Origin of the sequence: Agrobacterium tumefaciens, from assembly GCA_025560025.1 — a bacterium.
GTDB lineage: Bacteria > Pseudomonadota > Alphaproteobacteria > Rhizobiales > Rhizobiaceae > Agrobacterium.
This window is the reverse complement of the sequence record CP048485.1, coordinates 2,332,783-2,351,237: the sequence shown is the minus strand read 5'-3', so window position 1 is coordinate 2,351,237 and position 18,455 is coordinate 2,332,783. Positions and strand designations below refer to the sequence as shown.

The window sequence follows — 18,455 nt, the reverse complement described above, 5'->3', positions numbered from 1 at the left end:
GGTGGATCGCCACCGTTGACAATCTTGGACGATTAGCAGGGAAAAAGTGCCCGTGGCAGACACCTCCCATGGAACATCCGGTGTAGCGGAAAGGTATGCGTCGTCGCTTTTCGAGCTTGCTTTGGAAGCGGGTGCGGTCGAAGCGGTTGGGGCCGATCTGGATAAGTTCGGCGCACTTCTCGACGAAAGCGACGATTTGAAGCGTCTGGTTGCGAGCCCGGTGTTTTCCGCCGAGGATCAGTTCAAGGCAATCACCGCGATCTGCGAGAAGGCCGGTATCGCCGGTCTTGCTGTCAATTTCCTCAAGGTCGTTGCCAATAATCGCCGTCTCTTTGCCGTTCCCGGCATGATCCGCGCCTACCGCACCATTGCCGCCGCCCACCGCGGCGAAATCACCGCCGAGGTTACCTCGGCACATGCGCTCGACGAGGCGCAGGAAACTGAACTGAAAGCGGCGCTGAAGAGCGTTACCGGCAAGGATGTGACGATTTCCGTTACCGTCGATCCGTCGATCCTCGGCGGCCTGATCGTCAAGGTCGGTTCCCGCCAGATCGATACGTCTCTTCGCACCAAACTTTCCACCCTTAAGCTTGCACTGAAAGAGGTTGGCTGATGGATATCCGCGCCGCGGAAATTTCCGCAATTCTGAAAGATCAAATCAAAAATTTCGGCAACGAGGCGGAAGTCTCGGAAGTCGGTCAGGTGCTTTCCGTCGGTGACGGTATCGCCCGCGTCTATGGCCTCGACAATGTTCAGGCCGGCGAAATGGTCGAGTTCCCCGGCGGCATCCGCGGCATGGCGCTCAACCTTGAAGCCGACAACGTCGGTGTGGTTATCTTCGGTTCGGACCGTGACATCAAGGAAGGCGACACCGTAAAGCGGACTGGCGCTATCGTTGACGTTCCTGTCGGCCCGGAACTGCTTGGCCGCGTCGTTGACGCGCTCGGCAACCCGATCGACGGCAAGGGCCCGATCAATGCCGCCAAGCGTTCGCGCGTTGACGTCAAGGCTCCCGGCATCATTCCGCGCAAGTCGGTTCATGAGCCGATGTCGACCGGCCTCAAGGCCATCGACGCGCTCATCCCGGTTGGCCGTGGCCAGCGCGAGCTCGTCATCGGCGACCGCCAGACCGGCAAGACCGCCATCATTCTCGACACGATCCTGAACCAGAAGGCCATTCACGATAATGGCCCTGACGGCGACAAGCTTTATTGCGTGTACGTCGCTATCGGTCAGAAGCGTTCGACCGTTGCCCAGTTCGTGAAGGTTCTGGAAGAGCGCGGCGCGCTGCAGTATTCGATCATTGTTGCTGCTACCGCTTCCGACCCGGCTCCGATGCAGTACCTCGCTCCGTTTGCCGGCTGCGCCATGGGTGAGTACTTCCGTGACAACGGCAAGCACGCTCTCATCGGTTATGACGACCTTTCCAAGCAGGCCGTTGCCTATCGTCAGATGTCGCTTCTGCTGCGCCGCCCGCCGGGCCGCGAAGCTTATCCGGGCGACGTTTTCTACCTTCACTCCCGCCTTCTCGAGCGCGCTGCAAAGCTCTCCGATGAAATGGGTGCTGGTTCGCTGACGGCTCTGCCTGTCATCGAAACCCAGGGTAACGACGTTTCGGCCTTTATTCCGACCAACGTGATCTCGATCACCGACGGCCAGATCTTCCTTGAAACCGACCTGTTCTACCAGGGCATTCGTCCGGCCGTTAACGTTGGTCTGTCGGTTTCGCGCGTTGGCTCTGCCGCTCAGATCAAGGCGATGAAGCAGGTTGCCGGTTCGATCAAGGGTGAACTTGCCCAGTATCGCGAAATGGCTGCCTTCGCCCAGTTCGGTTCGGACCTCGATGCTTCCACGCAGCGCCTGCTCAACCGCGGCGCCCGCCTGACCGAGCTTCTGAAGCAGCCGCAGTTCTCTCCGCTCAAGACGGAAGAACAGGTCGCGGTGATCTTCGCCGGTGTCAACGGCTACCTCGACAAGATTCCGGTCGCACAGGTCGGCAAGTTCGAGCAGGGTCTGCTCTCCTACCTCCGCTCGGAAGGCAAGGCGATCCTCGACACCATCCGCACGGAAAAGTCTATCAGCGACGATACCAAGGGCAAGCTCAAGGGCGCTCTTGATAACTTCGCCAAGTCTTTCTCGTAATCAGGGCTCTTTTACTCGGACGGATAACGGATGCCTTCACTAAAGGATCTGAAAAACCGCATTGCCTCCGTGAAGGCGACGCAGAAGATTACCAAGGCGATGAAAATGGTCGCCGCGGCGAAGCTTCGGCGCGCCCAGGAAGCTGCGGAGGCCGCCCGGCCTTATTCTCAGCGCATGAGCGCCGTTCTTGCCAACATCGCCACGGCGGTTGAGGCGGACGTTGCTCCGGCGCTGATGACCGGCACCGGCAAGGACGACGTGCATCTGCTCGTCGTCTGCACGGCTGAACGTGGTCTTTGCGGTGGTTTCAACTCGCAAATCGCCCGTTTTGCCCGCGATCACGCCCGCAAGCTGATTTCTGAAGGCAAGACGGTCAAGATCATCACGGTCGGCAAGAAGGGTTATGACAGCCTTCGCCGCGAATTTGCAGCCAACATCATCGAACGCATCGAACTGCGCGACGTGAAGAAGGTCGGTTTTGAAAATGCCGACCAGATCGCCAAGAAGGTGATCTCGCTGTTCAACGCTGGCGAATTCGATGTCTGCACGCTGATCTATTCGGAATTCAAGTCCGTCATCAGCCAGATCCCGACCGGCCTGCAGCTCATTCCTGCCGCAACGCCTGTTGTGGAAGAGGATGTCGCGACGCAGAGCGCCGTCTACGAATATGAGCCGGATGCGGCTTCTATTCTGGAAGACCTTATTCCGCGCAACATTTCGGTTCAGGTTTTCCGGGCTCTGCTCGAAAACGTTGCCGGTGAAATGGGCGCCAAGATGAGCGCGATGGACAATGCAACGCGCAATGCCGGTGAGATGATCAACAAGCTGACGCTTTCCTACAACCGTCAGCGTCAGGCTCAGATCACCAAGGAACTCATTGAAATCATTTCGGGCGCGGAAGCGCTCTGAGGTAAGGAAAGAGGGTAAGGATAATGGCTAAGGCAGCTACCCCCAAGAAAACCGCAGCGGTGAACGGCGCGGGCAAGGTTACCCAGGTTATCGGCGCTGTTGTCGACGTGGCGTTCGAAGGCGAACTGCCTCCGATCCTGAACGCGCTCGAAACCGAGAACAACGGCAACCGCCTCGTTCTGGAAGTCGCGCAGCACCTCGGTGAAAACGTCGTTCGCACGATCGCCATGGACTCGACCGAAGGTCTCGTCCGTGGTCAGGCCGTGGCCAACACCGGCGCACCGATCGAAGTTCCGGTCGGTCCGGAAACGCTCGGCCGCATCATGAACGTCATCGGCGAGCCGGTTGACGAAGCTGGTCCGATCACCACGGCCAAGAAGCGCGCCATCCACCAGGATGCACCGTCTTACGTCGAGCAGTCGACCGAAGCACAGATCCTCGTCACCGGCATCAAGGTCGTCGACCTTCTGGCTCCTTACGCCAAGGGCGGCAAGATCGGCCTGTTCGGCGGCGCCGGCGTTGGCAAGACGGTTCTCATCATGGAACTGATCAACAACGTCGCCAAGGCGCATGGTGGTTATTCGGTATTCGCCGGCGTGGGTGAACGTACCCGCGAAGGTAACGACCTCTACCACGAAATGATCGAATCGAACGTCAACAAGCTCGGCGGCGGCGAAGGCTCCAAGGCTGCGCTCGTTTACGGCCAGATGAACGAACCGCCGGGCGCCCGCGCTCGCGTTGCTTTGACCGGTCTGACGATCGCTGAAAACTTCCGTGACGAAGGCCAGGACGTTCTGTTCTTCGTGGACAACATCTTCCGCTTCACGCAGGCTGGTTCGGAAGTGTCGGCTCTGCTCGGCCGTATTCCTTCGGCCGTGGGTTATCAGCCGACGCTGGCAACCGACATGGGCCAGATGCAGGAACGCATCACCACCACGAACAAGGGTTCGATCACCTCGGTTCAGGCTATTTACGTTCCCGCCGACGACTTGACCGACCCGGCGCCGGCAACCTCGTTCGCGCATCTTGACGCAACCACGGTTCTGTCGCGTTCGATCGCCGAAAAGGGTATTTACCCGGCTGTTGACCCGCTCGACTCCACCTCGCGTATGCTCGACCCGATGATCGTTGGTGAAGAGCACTACGAAGTTGCCCGTAAGGTTCAGTCGACCCTGCAGCGCTACAAGTCTCTCCAGGACATCATCGCCATCCTCGGCATGGACGAACTGTCGGAAGAAGACAAGCTGACGGTTGCCCGCGCCCGCAAGATCGAGCGCTTCCTGTCGCAGCCGTTCTTCGTCGCTGAAGTCTTCACCGGTTCGCCGGGCAAGCTCGTTGCGCTCGAAGACACGATCAAGGGCTTCAAGGGCCTGGTCAACGGCGAATATGACAGCCTGCCGGAAGCTGCTTTCTACATGGTCGGTTCGATGGAAGAAGCCATCGAAAAGGCAAAGAAGCTGGCTGGCGAAGCTGCCTGATCATGAATTGGCAGGCGCGTGGATAAACCGCGCGCCTTGCCGGCAATGGCGGCGAAACCGGAATGGCTTTGCCAGCATTGTAGAAGACAAGTCCGTGACGCCCGCGTAATTGAAAAGAAGTGAATAGCCATGGCTGACAGTTTCAAATTCGATCTCGTTTCCCCGGAACGTCTGCTCGTTTCCGAAACGGTTACGGAAGTCGTCATCCCGGCTACGCTGGGTGAGATGACGGTGCTGGCAAATCATGCGCCGACCATGACGACGATCAAGCCGGGCCTGGTGACGGTGAAGTTCGCCTCCGGCGAAACGCATAAATACGTCGTTTTCGGCGGTTTTGCCGATATTCTCCCGACGGGTTGCACGCTTCTGGCAGAATCCGCCGTTTCGGCCGATGATATGTCCCCCGACACGCTGCAGAAGCGTATCGATGCGGCCAAGGCCGAAATCCAGGAGGGTAATCATCACCACGAGCATCTGACCAAGCTTGAAAAGCATCTCTACGAACTGACGAACCTGCATGAGGTTCTCGTCGCTGCTTGAAAGCACCGGGCGGGTTCGAAAGAATGACTGCCCACACAATTTCAAACCAGAAAAGCGGCCGTCTCGGTCGCTTTTTTGTTTTCAGCCCGCGTTTGTCATCTGAGGAAAGAAATTCGTTCTCGCAAGGGTCGCTCTTTTGGGCGACTGCCCGTTATTGCCCGAAATAGATTCCGATTTTCAGGGGCATGGGCTAGATGTGATGCTGAGACGAAATGCTGCTTCCGCCAATTGGGTAAGGTGAGGCGCATTTCCAGACTGGAGGAGTAATGCGGTGTCGGCAGAGGCAAGTTACCGAAGGGTTGTGAGAACCGCTTTGAAACAGGGAGCCGTAACCGCAGGTGAGAGGGCCGTGCCGGAAGAAGTGCCCGTTGCCTTTTCTTACGGTGGCAGCACCCATGCGGTGATGATGGCAAGCCCCGCCGATCTTGTCGATTTCGCCGTCGGCTTCAGTCTCACGGAAGGCATCATATCGATGCGTTCTGAAATCCTCTCAGTCGAGGTGGTCGAGGCAGGGCAAGGTTATGATGTTCAGGTGGATCTGCGGGACGCTGAAGCAGAGGCGCTGCGCGCGAGGCGGCGGCACATGGCAGGCCCGGTCGGCTGCGGCCTGTGCGGGATTGAATCCATCGAGCAGGCCGTGCGGGTTGTGCCGGATCTGAGCGGTGCGAGAATGTCCATCCACGGCCATGGGATTGTTGCCGCGATGAAAGCGCTCAACGATGCGCAAAGCCTTAACCGCGAGACAAGGGCCGTTCACGGTGCGGGTTTTTATGATCCTGGAAAGGGCCTGCTTGCCGCGCGTGAGGATGTCGGCCGCCATAACGCGCTCGACAAGCTTGCGGGGGCGGTTGTCAATGCCGGCATCGCCGCGGGGACAGGCATTGTCGTCGTTACCAGCCGCCTGTCGGTGGAGATGGTTCAGAAGACGGCGATCCTCGGCAGTCCCGTTTTGGCGGCAATTTCAGCTCCCACCGCACTTGCCATCGAAACTGCCGAGAGAGCAGGCATCACGCTTGTTGCGCTGGTGCGGGGTGAAGATTTTGAAATCTTCACCCGCGCGGGTCGTATTATTTTATAGCGCCGGGGGCCTATATCTGCCCGTGGTCTTTCGACCTGGTCTGCGCGGCTAAAACTCCGCCCATTCTGCCACCACGTTTCCATGCGATCTCACCGGGGCATATCGCTGTTGCGGCGCTGCCAGTCTGGTGACGGCGGCTGGCTTCCTGTCGTTCGGCTGGGTGGAGGAAAGGGGCACGTCACGTGATATTCTGAACTGGCGTAGCAATTCGTGCAGTGTTTCAGCTTCATTGGCGAGACCATGGCTGGCAGCGGTGGTTTCCTCCACCATCGCGGCATTTTTCTGGGTTGCCTGATCCATGACGTTGACGGCCTGATTGATCTCTCTCAGCCCGTTCGCCTGTTCGCGCGATGCCTCGACAATGGCCGAGACGTTTGCATCGATTTCACCCATCTGGGACTGAATATCCCGCAGGGCGCCGCCGGTTCTGCCGACCAGATCGACACCATTGGCGACCTGTTCGCGCGAGGTGTTGATGAGGGACTTGATTTCCTTGGCGGCAACGGCGGATCGTTGCGCGAGTTCCCGGACCTCCTGCGCCACGACGGCAAAACCCTTGCCAGCCTCACCGGCGCGGGCGGCCTCGACGCCGGCATTCAGGGCAAGAAGATTGGTCTGGAAGGCGATATCATCTATGACGCCGATAATGTTGGTGATTTCGCCGGAGGAGCGCGAAATCGCGTCCATGGCGGAAATTGCCTGCTGAACGATTTCGCCGGAATGTTCGGCGTGATCTTTCGTGCGCAACACCAGCTTCCCGGCTTCGCCGGCGCGCTGGCTGGCATCGGTAACCGTGGTGGTGATCTCCTCCAGCGCGGCAGCGGTTTCCTCCAGCGAGGCGGCCTGCTGTTCGGTGCGTTGCGAGAGCTGATCCGCAGCTATGCGTATCTCGCCCGAGCCGGATGCGATTGTCGAGGCATTGTGGGCGATCGTCTGCATGGTGGTCTGAAGCTTGCCGACCACGTCGTTGAAGTCGTGCCGCAACTTCTCCATGCTTGGTACGAAACTATTGTCGAGGCGCTGGACCAGATCGCCTTCGGCAAGCGCCTGCAAGGCTTCGGCAAGAACGGTAATCGCGCTCATGCGCGGAGTGACGTCAGTTGCGAATTTTACGACCTTCACCACCTTGCCCGCTTCATCCAGCACCGGATTATAGGCGGCCTGAATCCATATTTCCTTGCCGCTTTTTCCGTAGCGAACGAATTCGTCCGAGATGAATTCTCCCGATGCCAGCCGCTGCCAGAAATTGGCATAGGCCGGCGATGCCGCGTAAGCGGGATCGCAGAACATGCGGTGGTGTTTGCCCTCAATTTCCTTGAGGTCGTAATTCACCGTGGCGCAGAAATTCGGATTGGCGGTAATGATCGTGCCGTCGGGGAAGAATTCGATCGTTGCCTGGGAGCGCGACAGCGCCTCCAGCTTGCCGGCATCTTCCACAGCCTTGATCTTCTTGGCGGTGATGTCAGTCGCGATCTTGACGACCTTATAGGGTTTGCCCGAACGGAAGATCGGGTTGTAGGAGGCTTCGATCCAGATGACCGAGCCGTCCTTGCGGATGCGGCGATATTCCTTGGCCTGAAATTCGCCCCGGGCAAGGGATTCCCAGAATTCCTGATAGGCGCGCGATGATGCGAGATCCCGGTCGCAGAAGATGCGATGATGTTTGCCGACGATCTCGGTGAGTTCATAACCGAGCGCCATGCAGAAATTGCTGTTTGCCGTGAGAATATTGCCTTTGAGATCGAATTCTATAACCGCCTGCGATCTGGATATCGCATCGAGGATGTTTCGGTTATCTGCGCTTTTCCCTAACCCCAGCATTGGACGTCCCCCAAATTTCGGTCCACGGTGCGGCGAACCACACAGTATATGCGGTTCACGCCGTATTACTTTGAACATCGGACAGGTTTTGCTGCTGAAAGCAGCAATTCAGGCACTTGCGACTTTTCTGCCTTGGTCAGGTATCGTTGCGGTGAGGCACTGATCTTCGGCTTTAATATTAGATATCTATAATATTAAAATGTTCTTATTTAGCGAAGTCGCGCAGCAGGAAAAGCAAAACCGCCGGGCATACGCACCGGCGGTATGGTTTGACGGGGATAAACGCAGGTGCGAACGTCGTCGGACCTGTCTTCTCGGCTTAGGCCGCGAGATCTTCTGCTTCGGTTCCCTTGAACATCTTTGCGAGGTTCAGGAAGCAGATCATTCCATGTTCGTTGGCAATGATGCCTTCCGAATAGGACTTATCGAAAGATGCCGAGATTTCCGGAACCGGCTGGACCTGATTTGCCGGGATTGTCAGAATGTCGGACACGCGGTCGACGAGCATGCCGATGACCATGTTGTGCACTTCTGCCACGACGATGGCGCTTCTCTCGTTTGCAACGGTGCTCTTCATGCCGAGCTTGTGGGCCAGATCGATGATCGGAATGACCGAGCCGCGCAGGTTCATTACGCCGATAACGTCTTTCGGCGCGTGGGGAATAGGCGTGGAAGGCGCCCAGCCGCGAATTTCGCGGATAGTCGTCGTCTTCACGCAGAATTCCTGATCATGCAGACGGAACGCGATGATTTCCAGCGTCTCACCGCCAAAATTGGTAGAGTTTATCATTGCCATCAGAATTCTTCCCAATGCTCGCTGTGGAGGCCGGCGCAAGTGCACCGACACTTGCATATGCGGATTTGGCGTTCTGCCTGGTGCCTGAACAGCCGGAAATACTATTTCCGTCTTCAATGGAAGATTCGTAACATGAGATGGTTTCGCAAACCTAAATGCGGACGGCTCTGGAGTGTTTTCGTTTCCTTCGAAGCGCGAAAACACTCTCTTCTCTGATTTACGCATTGTCCGGACGCAAACCCGTTACGCATTTTTACTGGAGTGCTTAGTATTCTTTCTCGTAAAATATGCCGGCTGCACCTTCGCCATCGCCGCCCGCCTCACCGCGCAGTTTCACACCGCGCCCGACATCGAGGTTGATGATGGCTTTGGCACCGGATTCACCGCTCTGCTGCAGTTCGAGATAGGTTCTCTCATTGAGATATTTGCCGGCAGAAACGCGGGCCTGGCCCTCTGAATCGGTGGAAATATCCAGATCATCGACGCCGAGATTGCTTCTGAGCTTGTCGAACAGCGAGGTTGAGCGACCGCCGGCCAGCTGGGCGGCGGCATCTGCCAGTCGGGCGATCTGCAAGGCGGAGAGTTTCGACATGGACTGACCGAAGATCAGCTGGGCCATGACTTCATCCTGCGGCAGGGCAGGGGCTGAGGAGAAGGCGAATGTCGGGTCGTTGGCGTTGCCGGAAACCGCGACCGTGACGGTGGTTGAACCGACCGTCGAGTCCGCCTTCATATCGAGAACCGGGATGAGGCCGCCACCGAAGCTGATGTTGCCGGTGGTGAAATCAAGACGACGGGTGAGGATTTCCAGCCTGCCGCGACGCATTTCAAAGCCGCCGGAGATGACGGGAACAGCCGCCGTGCCGCGTATCGTGAGATTGCCCGTCAACTCGGCGTCGATGCCGCGTCCGCGTACGAAGATGCCGCTTGGGGCGTTCACCTGCAGATCGAGATTGATGGTGGAGGAACTGCCGCTGCCGCCCTGATCGCCACCCAGTGCTTTTGCCTGCGCGCGGACCTTCGGTGGGGCATTCTTGTGCTTGACGTCGATCTCCGTCAGCGAGGCCGGAAGCTTTTCGGGAATGGTGATGGCGCTTCTGTCTAGCGTCAGATTGCCGCCGAGAATGGGCGAATTCAGCAGCGGGCCTTTTAATGTCAGCGTGCCACTTACCACAGTGGTCACCAGCGTGCCGTCATTATAACCGGCGCGATCCAGTGTGATCGAAATATCCGCGGGGAAGCCCGAGCCGCCGGCTATGCCGACGCTGCCGGTTCCCGAGATTGTGCCGCCGCTTGCCAGCTTGCCCGTCAACCGGGAAATGACGGCGCGGTCACGATCGAAGGTGATGGTTGCACCCAGTCCGTTGATCGTCAGGTTCCGGCGTACGTCGGTCAGGCGTGTGCCATCGGTGGTGATGCTGCCGGTCACGACGGGTGCGGAGGCGCTGCCGGAAATCTTCACGTCGATGGCGGCCGTGCCATCCACATCGAGGCCCTGGGCGGCGGTCTGCGCGGCAACCGCAGAGAAGGGCAGCCTGCCGGTAAAGGCCATTGAAAGCGGGCGATTGCCGGCAATGCCAAGGGAGCCGCCGCCCGCAAGCGACATGCCGCCCTGACCGGTCACATTGGTGTCGATCTGCAGCGTACCGCCCGCGAAACGGCCGTTCGCCTTGATGCCAAGCGCGGCAAGTCCTGCGGCGCGGGTCTGCGCGACCTCGGCATTCGCCCAGTTCAGATTATAATCAACCGAGGGGTCGGATGCCGCTCCCTTGGCGCTGACAGTGCCGGATATGCTGCCTGCCGCATCCAGCCCGGCAGCGAAGGCGTTTGCAAGACTGGCGGGAAGCGAACGGATATCGGCATTGATGTCGAGCGCCGATCCGGCGGTGCCGTTGACCTCAATGCGTCCATCGCCGGTGATGATGGTCAGATCGGAGATGCGCGCCGTGCCATTCTGGATGGCAATGGTGCTTGGTTTTTCAAGCCGCACGGCAATGCCCTTGGGAGCGGCGGAAAAGGCGTCGAGCCTCACCGTCATCGGCGTTCCGCCGGTATCTGCGCTGCCCTTCACCACCAGCGGTGCATTGTCGTAACGGCCGTTGACGTCGAATTGCGTTGTCGTGCCGGAATGGCCGATGGTGGCGTTCAGGCCGGAAATCGATGCGGCGCCGGCATTGACGCTATCGGCACTGACCTTGCCATTGATCGCAAGCGCCTGCAGGTCATCGATGGAGATATCCGCCGCCAGCTTCGAAATCGTCGTCGTGCCCTGACGGATGCTGTTGCCATTGGCCTTTATCGTTGCGGCAATCCGGCCATTGGCATTGCTCAGCGCTATATCTCCGACAACATCGCCTTCCGCCTGTTGCGCGGCCAGTGCGGCCAGCAGGGCTAGATCAGGGAAGTTGAAGGAAAGATTGCCGGAGGGGAGGAATTGCTGCGAGAATTGCAGCTGCCCGTCCAAGATGTTACGGCCCACCGCGACGTGAAGTTCCGGGATCGCCGTGCCGTTTTCGGTCTGCACGACATTGGCGTTAGCGTCAATTTTCTGCTGGTCGAGGCTGCCGCTGGCCGTCAGTTTCGCCTGTGGAGCGTTGGGATCGGCCTTGCCTGAGGCGTTGACCTTCAGCGCTTCGAGTTTTCGTCCGGCAAGGATCGCACTTTCGGAACTCAAAGTGACATTGAAATCGGGTGCGGCAAGCGCGCCGCTGGCTTCGATTGCAAAATCGGCAACGCCTTTGGCCTGCGGCGTCAGCTTTTCGAGCGCCGGAAATTTACCTGTCAGATTGGCGCTCAACGCGTCGTTTTCGAGGCTGACATCGCCGGCCGCTTCGATCGTTCCTGATTTGACCACGAGGTTCTGAACGCTGGTGCGCCCGCCAATGATCAGGTCGATATCGCCCTGGAGAGCAATGGTGGTATCGAATTTTTCGGCAAGCGCCGGCGGCAGGGTGGCGGGCAAAGCGAAGAGCTGCACGCTGGATGTCAGGCGATTATTGGCGAGGTCGAAACTGCCGTTCAGCGTTCCACCCACGCTGGCACTTTCCAGCGTCGCGCCATCAAAGCCAATGGCGGAAGAAGTGAGGCGGAGCGGCGCCTTGATGGTGACGGGTGCGCGCACCAGCCGGTCGATATCCGGGCTGACGAAAGACGATTGCGCGACGGAAAGGATGGTTTGGATAGTGCCGCTCTGGTCGGCAATGTTGAGATCGGTGCTTTCCGCCGTCAGCTTGATATCGTCTAGCTTGCCTTGCGGCAAAGAAAGGCTGCGCAATGACGCCGTGGTCTTGAGATGTGCGGCATCGGCGTTGCCCTTTAGCGAAAGATCAAGCCCGTTGATAAGGGCCTGAACCTCGCCATTGTTCAGCGGCCAGCGAAAATCGACCGGACCGGCAGTGCCGATGAGGTTCGCGCTAAGATCGTTCTGACCGTTTGGATCGACGATGCCGGAAGCCGTCAGCAACAGGGTGCCGGTTTCCAGCGTGCTGCTGCCGATTTCGATGCGGTTCTGCGGAGAAAGCGTGGCGTTCGCATCGAGTTTCGTCTCGCCGGCAAAAAGCTGGCGGAAGGCAGGGGGCAGAAGCAGATCCGGCTGGCCGCCGCCGGCAATCTCGATGCGGCGTGTGCCGTCGTCGGCAAGAAGATGGCGGCCCGTGACATTGAGGATCTGGTTGCCTGCGACATTGCCGCGCAAGGTGCCGGTCCAGTCGGAAAGCGGCCCTTCGCCGTTCACGTCGATAGCCACGGCTGGCGTGCCGGGAAGAGAAAGCAGCGTGGCAAGAAGCCCGCCCTCGGGCTCTTTCATCTCCGCTTTCAGCTTCAGCACATTTTCATTCGGAAGAAATGCGACATCCGCATTGACGGAGGCATTGGGAGCATTCAGCCGGTTGGCCGTGAGCGACAGCCGCATGTCGTCCTGCGCCGCCTTCAGATTGCCTTCGGCCGTCAGGTCGAAGGGGCGCCCGAGAAGCGACTGCCCGAGGCTGATATCGGGAAAGCTGAAATTATCGATGACGATTTCGATTGGCAGTGAGGAATTGCCGGCGCTTTTCGTCGCTGTTTCCTGTGCGGGAAGCGGCTTACGCTCGACATCGATCGATCCGGCCGACACACGGTCGGCATGGAAGGTGCCGGCAAGCAGCGAGAGCGGCGACCAATCGACGGCAATCTGGTTTACGCGGGCATAGGCTCCCTGCCGGTCCGAAAGGGTGACGTTGTCGAGCCGCAGGCGGCCAGTCAAAAGACCGCTGGGCGGGGATATTTCAATCGTCTGATCGGGTGTGGATACGAGCGATGAAATCTGTTTTGCGGCAATTCTGGCACCCATCGGTGTAAAACCAACGAACAGAACCACAAGCAACGCCAGCACAACGCCGCACAAAGCGACGTAGCCCAGCCATTTCAGCAATCGAATCAACGTTCTCATCAAAGGTAATCTACACTCTGTTACAAGGGTGTTCGACAGCGGCGTTTAAAATGACTGGCCGATGCCGGCATAAATGCCGAAATTGTTGCCACCATCATATTTATCAAGCGGCATGGCGACATCGAGACGCAGAGGCCCGAAGGGCGTCGCGTAACGCAGACCGATACCGGCGCCAGCCCGGATATCGGAAAAATCCGGCGTCACTTCATCCGAAACCACGCCGGCATCGATGAAAGGCACGATGCCGATCGTATCGGTGACCTTGATGCGGGCCTCAACGGAACCTACCACATAAGAGCGGCCGCCGGTTGCATCACCCGCTGCATTATAGGGCGATATTTCCTGATAGCTGTAGCCGCGCACCGATCCGCCGCCGCCGGCATAGAAGCGCCGGGTCGTCGGTATGTCCTGCAGGTCGCTGCCGCCGACCAGCACGCCGCCGGAAAGCTTTCCGGCCATGATCAGCCGGTCCTCGGCGCCAAGTCCCTTGTAGCCCGTGATGGAGCCCTCGAAAGAGGAGAAAAACGTGCCGTTCAGCGCCTCATAGCTTGGCTTGGCGGCCAGGGAGGCACGGAAGCCTTCGGTGGGGTTGAGCTTGTCATCGCGGGTATCGCGCACGAATTCCAGCGGTATGGAGGTGGTCAGATATTCATTCTTGCCGAATGCGTCTTCGGTATCGGCCCATTGCACCTCGAGACCGGCGGCGGCGGTGTCGGTATCGTTCAGCTCATAGCTGAAACCGGCCGTTCCCGTCAGCGTCTTCGCCTCATAGGTATCGGGATGTTCGGTCTTGGCGATCAGGCTGGTCTTGAAGGTGGTACGCGGATTGAACATGCCGGGCTTGGTGAAGGTGATGCCCGCCGAATAATCCATGCCTTCGACGCTGGATGCTTCGGCGATGCGCGAAACCGAGCCTTCGATGCGCAGTGATTCCGCCTGCCCGAACAGGTTCCTGTGGCCCCAATAACCCTGGAGGCCAATGCCTTCGGTGGTGGAATATTGGGCGCCGACGCCGAAATAGCGGTGCTTGCCCTCCGACACCTCGATGGTGAGCGGAATGGAGCCGTCTCGCGAAAGCGTTCCTGCTTCCTTGATCGTCAGGCTGGAAAAGACTCCGAGCTGGCGCAGCCGGTCTGCGGCCTTGCGCAGCTTTTCCGGCGAATAGGGCTCGCCGCCATTGAGGCGCGAATAACGGCGGATGAAGTCCCCATCGACGGTTTTTTCACCGGTGACGGTCACCTCTCCGAGGGGCGCAACAGGCCCGCCTTCGGCTGCCATGGTAATGTCGACCGTGTTCGTCGCGTGGTTTGCGACCGCCTCGCGTTTCGTCAGCCTGGCAAGCGGGCGACCTTCGGCCTTGAGATCATCAATGAGCTTGTTGCCGGCGCGGATGATTGCCAGAGACCCGGCATCGCCGCCGGTGATGAGGCCGTATTCTTCAAGGTTGCGGCCCGTCACATCACCTTCGAGGCGGACGCTGCCGAGCGTGAATTTGGGACCAGGCGTCACCGTTATGACCACAGGCACGGGTGCGCTGTGATCGAATACCGGGTTGGGCGGCAGAGCATCCACATCCTTGCCAGCGACGGTGACATTGACGATGCCGCCGTAACGGGCGTTTTCATATAGTGCCGCGATCAGCCTGTCCCTGTCATCTCTCGCCTTTATCAGAAGACCGAGGTCACCCGAGGCGGGTTTGTCCTTGTCGGCCAGAAGAAGGGAGCTGTTTTCGAGGCTGCCCTTCAGCGATTTGTCGGCTTCGGGGGCATTGAGCGTGACGGCATATTTAACCGGGTTGATAACCTCAACCTCCGGTTCTTCCGAACCCCAGAGGCGCATACCGAACAGTTTGAAGGCAAAGGCGTCACGGGTAAACGCCGGATACAGGGCGAACGTGACAGCAACCGCAAGCGCGGTGCCAGCCTTCCGATACGCAATACCTGTCTTCGGGTTAGTTCGTGTTCTTCGCATAAGCTGCTTTATGGTTGAGCATTTATTGTCGCCCTAACCCGTTTCCTGTCCGTTAACATTGCAATTTAATCATAAATAAACGGCCTTGAGGACCCTTCGACTGGTATTTTGCCGCCCTAAACGCAAAAAGCCCCGGGTGACCGGGGCTTCTGTGCAACGGTATTTCGCGGTGCGATTAACGGCAACGCGCCGTGTAACGCTGACCGTACTGGTCGCGATAATAGCAATAGCCCGGCTCGGAAGCATTGCCGATCAAGGCACCGCCTACGCCGCCGATGGCTGCACCCACTGCCGCGCCACGAACATTGCCCGTGATAGCGCCGCCAAGGACCGCACCGGAAACGGCACCGATCGAAGCACCCTTTTCGGTCTGCGTGCAGCTTGCAAGCGACAGGCCGACCAGCGCAAATATGATTGCCTTTTTCATGAAACTCTCTCCAACGTTACAATGAGCTCTTCGGCTCGGTAGGCGTCCCATATTTATCTGCGGCGACTGCTACCTCCGACCGCCACAGATAACTAACAATTCGATGTCGTTTAGGGAAGCCTCCAGTTCAGGCATTCCTCCCGAGCGTAAATCGATTGCGTCCCAAACAACGGCGCGTTGCGAAAAAGGTTCCAAATTTCGTGGTTTTTTGATGTGAATCAATTTTGTACTTTTCATCGGCATCTATAAACGGTTTATTGGAATGGTTCAAAACAACGGCGAATTGACGCAGACGCGGTTAAAGTGACCCGCAAGGGTTGACGGCTCCGGTGTCGGGGCAGAAAACGATCTGGTCAATTCTGGAGCATGGCATGGACTTCGAGGCATTTTTCACGGCGGAACTGCAAAGCCTGCATTCTGAGGGACGCTATCGCGTTTTTGCGGATATCGAGCGCCAGCAGGGCAATTTTCCCCGTGCGACACGGTACAACGCCAATGGCGAGCGCAAGGACGTCACCGTCTGGTGCTCGAACGACTATCTCGGCATGGGCCAGAACCCGAAAGTCATCGAAGCCATGAAAGCCGCCATTGACCACTGTGGCGCGGGTGCGGGAGGCACCCGGAATATTTCTGGCACCAACCATTACCACGTCCTTCTTGAACAGGAACTTGCCGATCTGCACGGCAAGGAATCGGCGCTGATCTTCACCTCGGGTTATGTCTCCAACTGGGCAACCCTCGGAACGCTCGGCCAGAAAATTCCGGGCCTCATCATTTTCTCGGATGCGCTCAACCATGCTTCGATGATCGAGGGTATCCGTTACGGCCGTTGCGAGCGGGTGATCTGGAAGCACAATGATCTCGAAGATCTCGAGGCGAAGCTTAAAGCCGCTGATCCGAACGCGCCGAAGCTCATCGCCTTTGAATCCGTCTATTCGATGGATGGCGATATCGCGCCGATCAAGGAAATCTGCGACCTGGCCGACCGTTATGGCGCCATGACCTATCTCGATGAGGTTCACGCTGTGGGCATGTATGGCCCGCGCGGCGGCGGCATTGCCGAGCGCGAAGGTCTCATGGATCGCGTGACGATCATCGAGGGAACGCTTGGCAAGGCCTTCGGCGTGATGGGCGGTTACATTACCGGCTCCACGGCGGTCTGCGACTTCATTCGTTCTTTCGCCTCCGGTTTCATCTTCACGACGGCCCTGCCGCCGTCGCTTGCCGCTGGCGCGATTGCCTCGATCCAGCATCTTAAGGCAAGCCCCTTCGAGCGCGCGCGCCATCAGGACCGGGTGCGCAAGCTGCGCGGTCTTCTCGATGCGCGCGGCATTCCGCACATGGACAATCCAAGCCATATCGTGCCGGTCATGGTGGGCGATGCCGCCAAGTGCAAATGGATTTCGGATATTCTGCTCGATAGTCACGGCGTTTATGTGCAGCCGATCAACTATCCGACCGTGCCGCGCAAGACCGAGCGCCTGCGCATCACACCGACGCCGCTGCATAGCGATGCCGATATCGAGCATCTGGTCGGTGCGCTGCACCAGCTCTGGTCGCATTGTGCGCTGGCGCGGGCGGTGGCGTGAAGCCGGGATTTAAATAAGAGAAGACCGGGCCGCGTTTACGCGGCCTTTTCTTTGGTGGCGATCAATTCCAGCGCATGGTTTCGGGCTTCCTCATCCGCCGCGAACACATCTTCAATCGTGGCTGCGGATCGGCCGTCATGCATGCGGTCCATGACCGTTTCGACGATATCGGCCATATCGAGAAATCCGATGCCGCCCTCGACGAAAGCGTGAAAAGCGGTCTCTTCGGCCGCATTCAGGGCCGCACCCTGCAGGCCGCCGCGCACCAGCGCCGTGCGTGCCAGACGGATCGCCGGAAACCGGGCTTCATCCGGCGCTTCGAAATCCAGCCGCGCCAGTTTCGCGAAATCCAGCCGCTCGACATTCAGATTGCCGCGTTGAGGGTAGGTGAGAGCATAGGAGATGGCGGTGCGCATATCGGGGGAGCCGAGCTGGGCGATATAGGAGCCGTCGGTGTAACCCACCATCGAATGGATGATCGACTGCGGGTGGACGATCACCTCGACCTGATCGGGCCTGAGATCGAAGAGATATTTCGCCTCGATCATTTCCAGCCCCTTGTTGAACATCGAGGCGCTGCCGATGGAGACCTTCAGCCCCATGGACCAGTTGGGGTGGGCGCGTGCGATATCCGCCGTGACATTGGCCATCTGCTCACGCGACCAGGTGCGGAACGGGCCGCCGGATGCGGTGAGTACGATGCGCTCCACGGCCTGCTTGTGATCGCCCGTCAGGCACTGGAAGATTGCGCTGTGCTCGCTGTCGACCGGGATCAGCCTGCCACCGCCCTGTTTGACCGTGCGCAGGAAAACATCGCCCGCCGAAACGAGGCATTCCTTGTTGGCAAGCGCTATATCCGCGCCGCGCCGCGCGGCCGTCAATGTGGGTACGAGACCAGGTGTTCCGGCAATCGCTGCCATCACCCAGCCTGCTTCCATCGAGGCCGCTTCCTCGAGGCCGGATTTGCCCGCCGCAACCTTGATGCCGGTGCCGGCAAGGGCGGATTTCAGCGCTTCGTATTTGTCATCCTCGGCTGTCACCGCAAGCTCAGCGCCGAATTCGCGCGCCTGTTCCGCCAGAAGCGCGATGTTGCCCGCGCCGGTGAGCGCCATGATCTCGAATTGGCCACGGCCACCCAGCTGACGCACGACATCCAGCGTGTTCGTACCGATCGAACCCGTCGAGCCCAATATGGTCAGTTTGCGTGGCGTTTCACTGGCAGTCGTCATCTTCAGTCCGTCGGTCGTTTGCGGTTTGCACCTTTTGGCGCATGCCGTT

13 protein-coding genes are annotated in these 18,455 nt (G+C 58.8%); 7 read left to right on the top strand and 6 right to left on the bottom strand.

Annotated elements, in window-relative coordinates:
- The first annotated feature begins 52 nt into the window (after window positions 1–52).
- From FY152_11435 to fdhD, 6 genes are all read left to right on the top strand, one after another.
- Window positions 53–613, top strand: a complete 561-nt coding sequence (locus tag FY152_11435; GenBank protein ID UXS32674.1) for a F0F1 ATP synthase subunit delta — start codon at window positions 53–55, stop codon at window positions 611–613.
- On the top strand, window positions 613–2,142 hold the full coding sequence (locus FY152_11430) for a F0F1 ATP synthase subunit alpha (protein ID UXS32673.1): 1,530 nt from the start codon (window positions 613–615) through the stop codon (window positions 2,140–2,142). The genes FY152_11435 and FY152_11430 overlap by 1 nt, the downstream gene beginning before the upstream one ends.
- Before the next feature lie 30 nt (window positions 2,143–2,172).
- Window positions 2,173–3,051 carry a F0F1 ATP synthase subunit gamma gene (locus FY152_11425; GenBank protein UXS32672.1) on the top strand — a complete coding sequence of 293 codons (879 nt, stop codon included), beginning with the start codon at window positions 2,173–2,175 and terminating at the stop codon, window positions 3,049–3,051.
- Window positions 3,052–3,074: 23 nt separating this feature from the next.
- Window positions 3,075–4,529 carry a F0F1 ATP synthase subunit beta gene (atpD, locus tag FY152_11420; GenBank protein ID UXS32671.1) on the top strand — a complete coding sequence of 485 codons (1,455 nt, stop codon included), beginning with the start codon at window positions 3,075–3,077 and terminating at the stop codon, window positions 4,527–4,529.
- A gap of 129 nt (window positions 4,530–4,658) precedes the next feature.
- Complete coding sequence (locus FY152_11415; protein UXS32670.1) at window positions 4,659–5,069, top strand: F0F1 ATP synthase subunit epsilon; 411 nt, start codon at window positions 4,659–4,661, stop codon at window positions 5,067–5,069.
- A gap of 271 nt (window positions 5,070–5,340) precedes the next feature.
- Entirely contained in the window at window positions 5,341–6,147 is an 807-nt protein-coding gene (gene fdhD / locus FY152_11410; protein UXS32669.1) for a formate dehydrogenase accessory sulfurtransferase FdhD, read from the top strand.
- 48 nt (window positions 6,148–6,195) lie between these two features.
- On the opposite strand, the gene FY152_11405 is transcribed toward fdhD, so the two are convergent.
- From FY152_11405 to FY152_11385, 5 genes are all read right to left on the bottom strand, one after another.
- On the bottom strand, window positions 6,196–7,932 hold the full coding sequence (locus FY152_11405; protein UXS33270.1) for a PAS domain-containing protein: 1,737 nt from the start codon (window positions 7,930–7,932) through the stop codon (window positions 6,196–6,198).
- Window positions 7,933–8,287: 355 nt separating this feature from the next.
- Window positions 8,288–8,764 carry a purine-binding chemotaxis protein CheW gene (locus FY152_11400; GenBank protein ID UXS32668.1) on the bottom strand — a complete coding sequence of 159 codons (477 nt, stop codon included), beginning with the start codon at window positions 8,762–8,764 and terminating at the stop codon, window positions 8,288–8,290.
- A 265-nt stretch (window positions 8,765–9,029) separates the two neighbouring features.
- Entirely contained in the window at window positions 9,030–13,190 is a 4,161-nt protein-coding gene (locus FY152_11395) for a translocation/assembly module TamB (GenBank protein ID UXS32667.1), read from the bottom strand.
- A 45-nt stretch (window positions 13,191–13,235) separates the two neighbouring features.
- A complete protein-coding gene (locus tag FY152_11390) occupies window positions 13,236–15,161 on the bottom strand; it encodes an outer membrane protein assembly factor (protein ID UXS32666.1) in 1,926 nt (641 codons plus the stop codon).
- 175 nt (window positions 15,162–15,336) lie between these two features.
- Window positions 15,337–15,588: a glycine zipper 2TM domain-containing protein gene (locus FY152_11385; protein UXS32665.1), complete on the bottom strand. Its 252-nt coding sequence runs from the start codon at window positions 15,586–15,588 to the stop codon at window positions 15,337–15,339.
- Window positions 15,589–15,959: 371 nt separating this feature from the next.
- Here FY152_11385 and hemA point away from each other — a divergent pair, with 371 nt between their 5' ends.
- Window positions 15,960–17,177 carry a 5-aminolevulinate synthase gene (hemA, locus tag FY152_11380; protein ID UXS32664.1) on the top strand — a complete coding sequence of 406 codons (1,218 nt, stop codon included), beginning with the start codon at window positions 15,960–15,962 and terminating at the stop codon, window positions 17,175–17,177.
- 35 nt (window positions 17,178–17,212) lie between these two features.
- Here hemA and FY152_11375 read toward each other — a convergent pair whose 3' ends face one another.
- A complete protein-coding gene (locus tag FY152_11375; GenBank protein ID UXS32663.1) occupies window positions 17,213–18,406 on the bottom strand; it encodes a 1-deoxy-D-xylulose-5-phosphate reductoisomerase in 1,194 nt (397 codons plus the stop codon).
- Between the last annotated feature and the right edge of the window lie 49 nt (window positions 18,407–18,455).

Bases quoted from the DNA above. Each gene is read 5' to 3' on its own strand.
- FY152_11375 (UXS32663.1), bottom strand. From the start codon at position 18,406: ATGACGACTGCCAGTGAAACGCCACGCAAACTGACCATATTGGGCTCG.
- FY152_11415 (UXS32670.1), top strand. From the start codon at position 4,659: ATGGCTGACAGTTTCAAATTCGATCTCGTTTCCCCGGAACGTCTGCTC.
- FY152_11395 (UXS32667.1), bottom strand. From the start codon at position 13,190: ATGAGAACGTTGATTCGATTGCTGAAATGGCTGGGCTACGTCGCTTTG.
- FY152_11430 (UXS32673.1), top strand. From the start codon at position 613: ATGGATATCCGCGCCGCGGAAATTTCCGCAATTCTGAAAGATCAAATC.
- FY152_11390 (UXS32666.1), bottom strand. From the start codon at position 15,161: ATGCGAAGAACACGAACTAACCCGAAGACAGGTATTGCGTATCGGAAG.
- atpD (UXS32671.1), top strand. From the start codon at position 3,075: ATGGCTAAGGCAGCTACCCCCAAGAAAACCGCAGCGGTGAACGGCGCG.
- FY152_11425 (UXS32672.1), top strand. From the start codon at position 2,173: ATGCCTTCACTAAAGGATCTGAAAAACCGCATTGCCTCCGTGAAGGCG.
- FY152_11385 (UXS32665.1), bottom strand. From the start codon at position 15,588: ATGAAAAAGGCAATCATATTTGCGCTGGTCGGCCTGTCGCTTGCAAGC.
- FY152_11400 (UXS32668.1), bottom strand. From the start codon at position 8,764: ATGGCAATGATAAACTCTACCAATTTTGGCGGTGAGACGCTGGAAATC.
- hemA (UXS32664.1), top strand. From the start codon at position 15,960: ATGGACTTCGAGGCATTTTTCACGGCGGAACTGCAAAGCCTGCATTCT.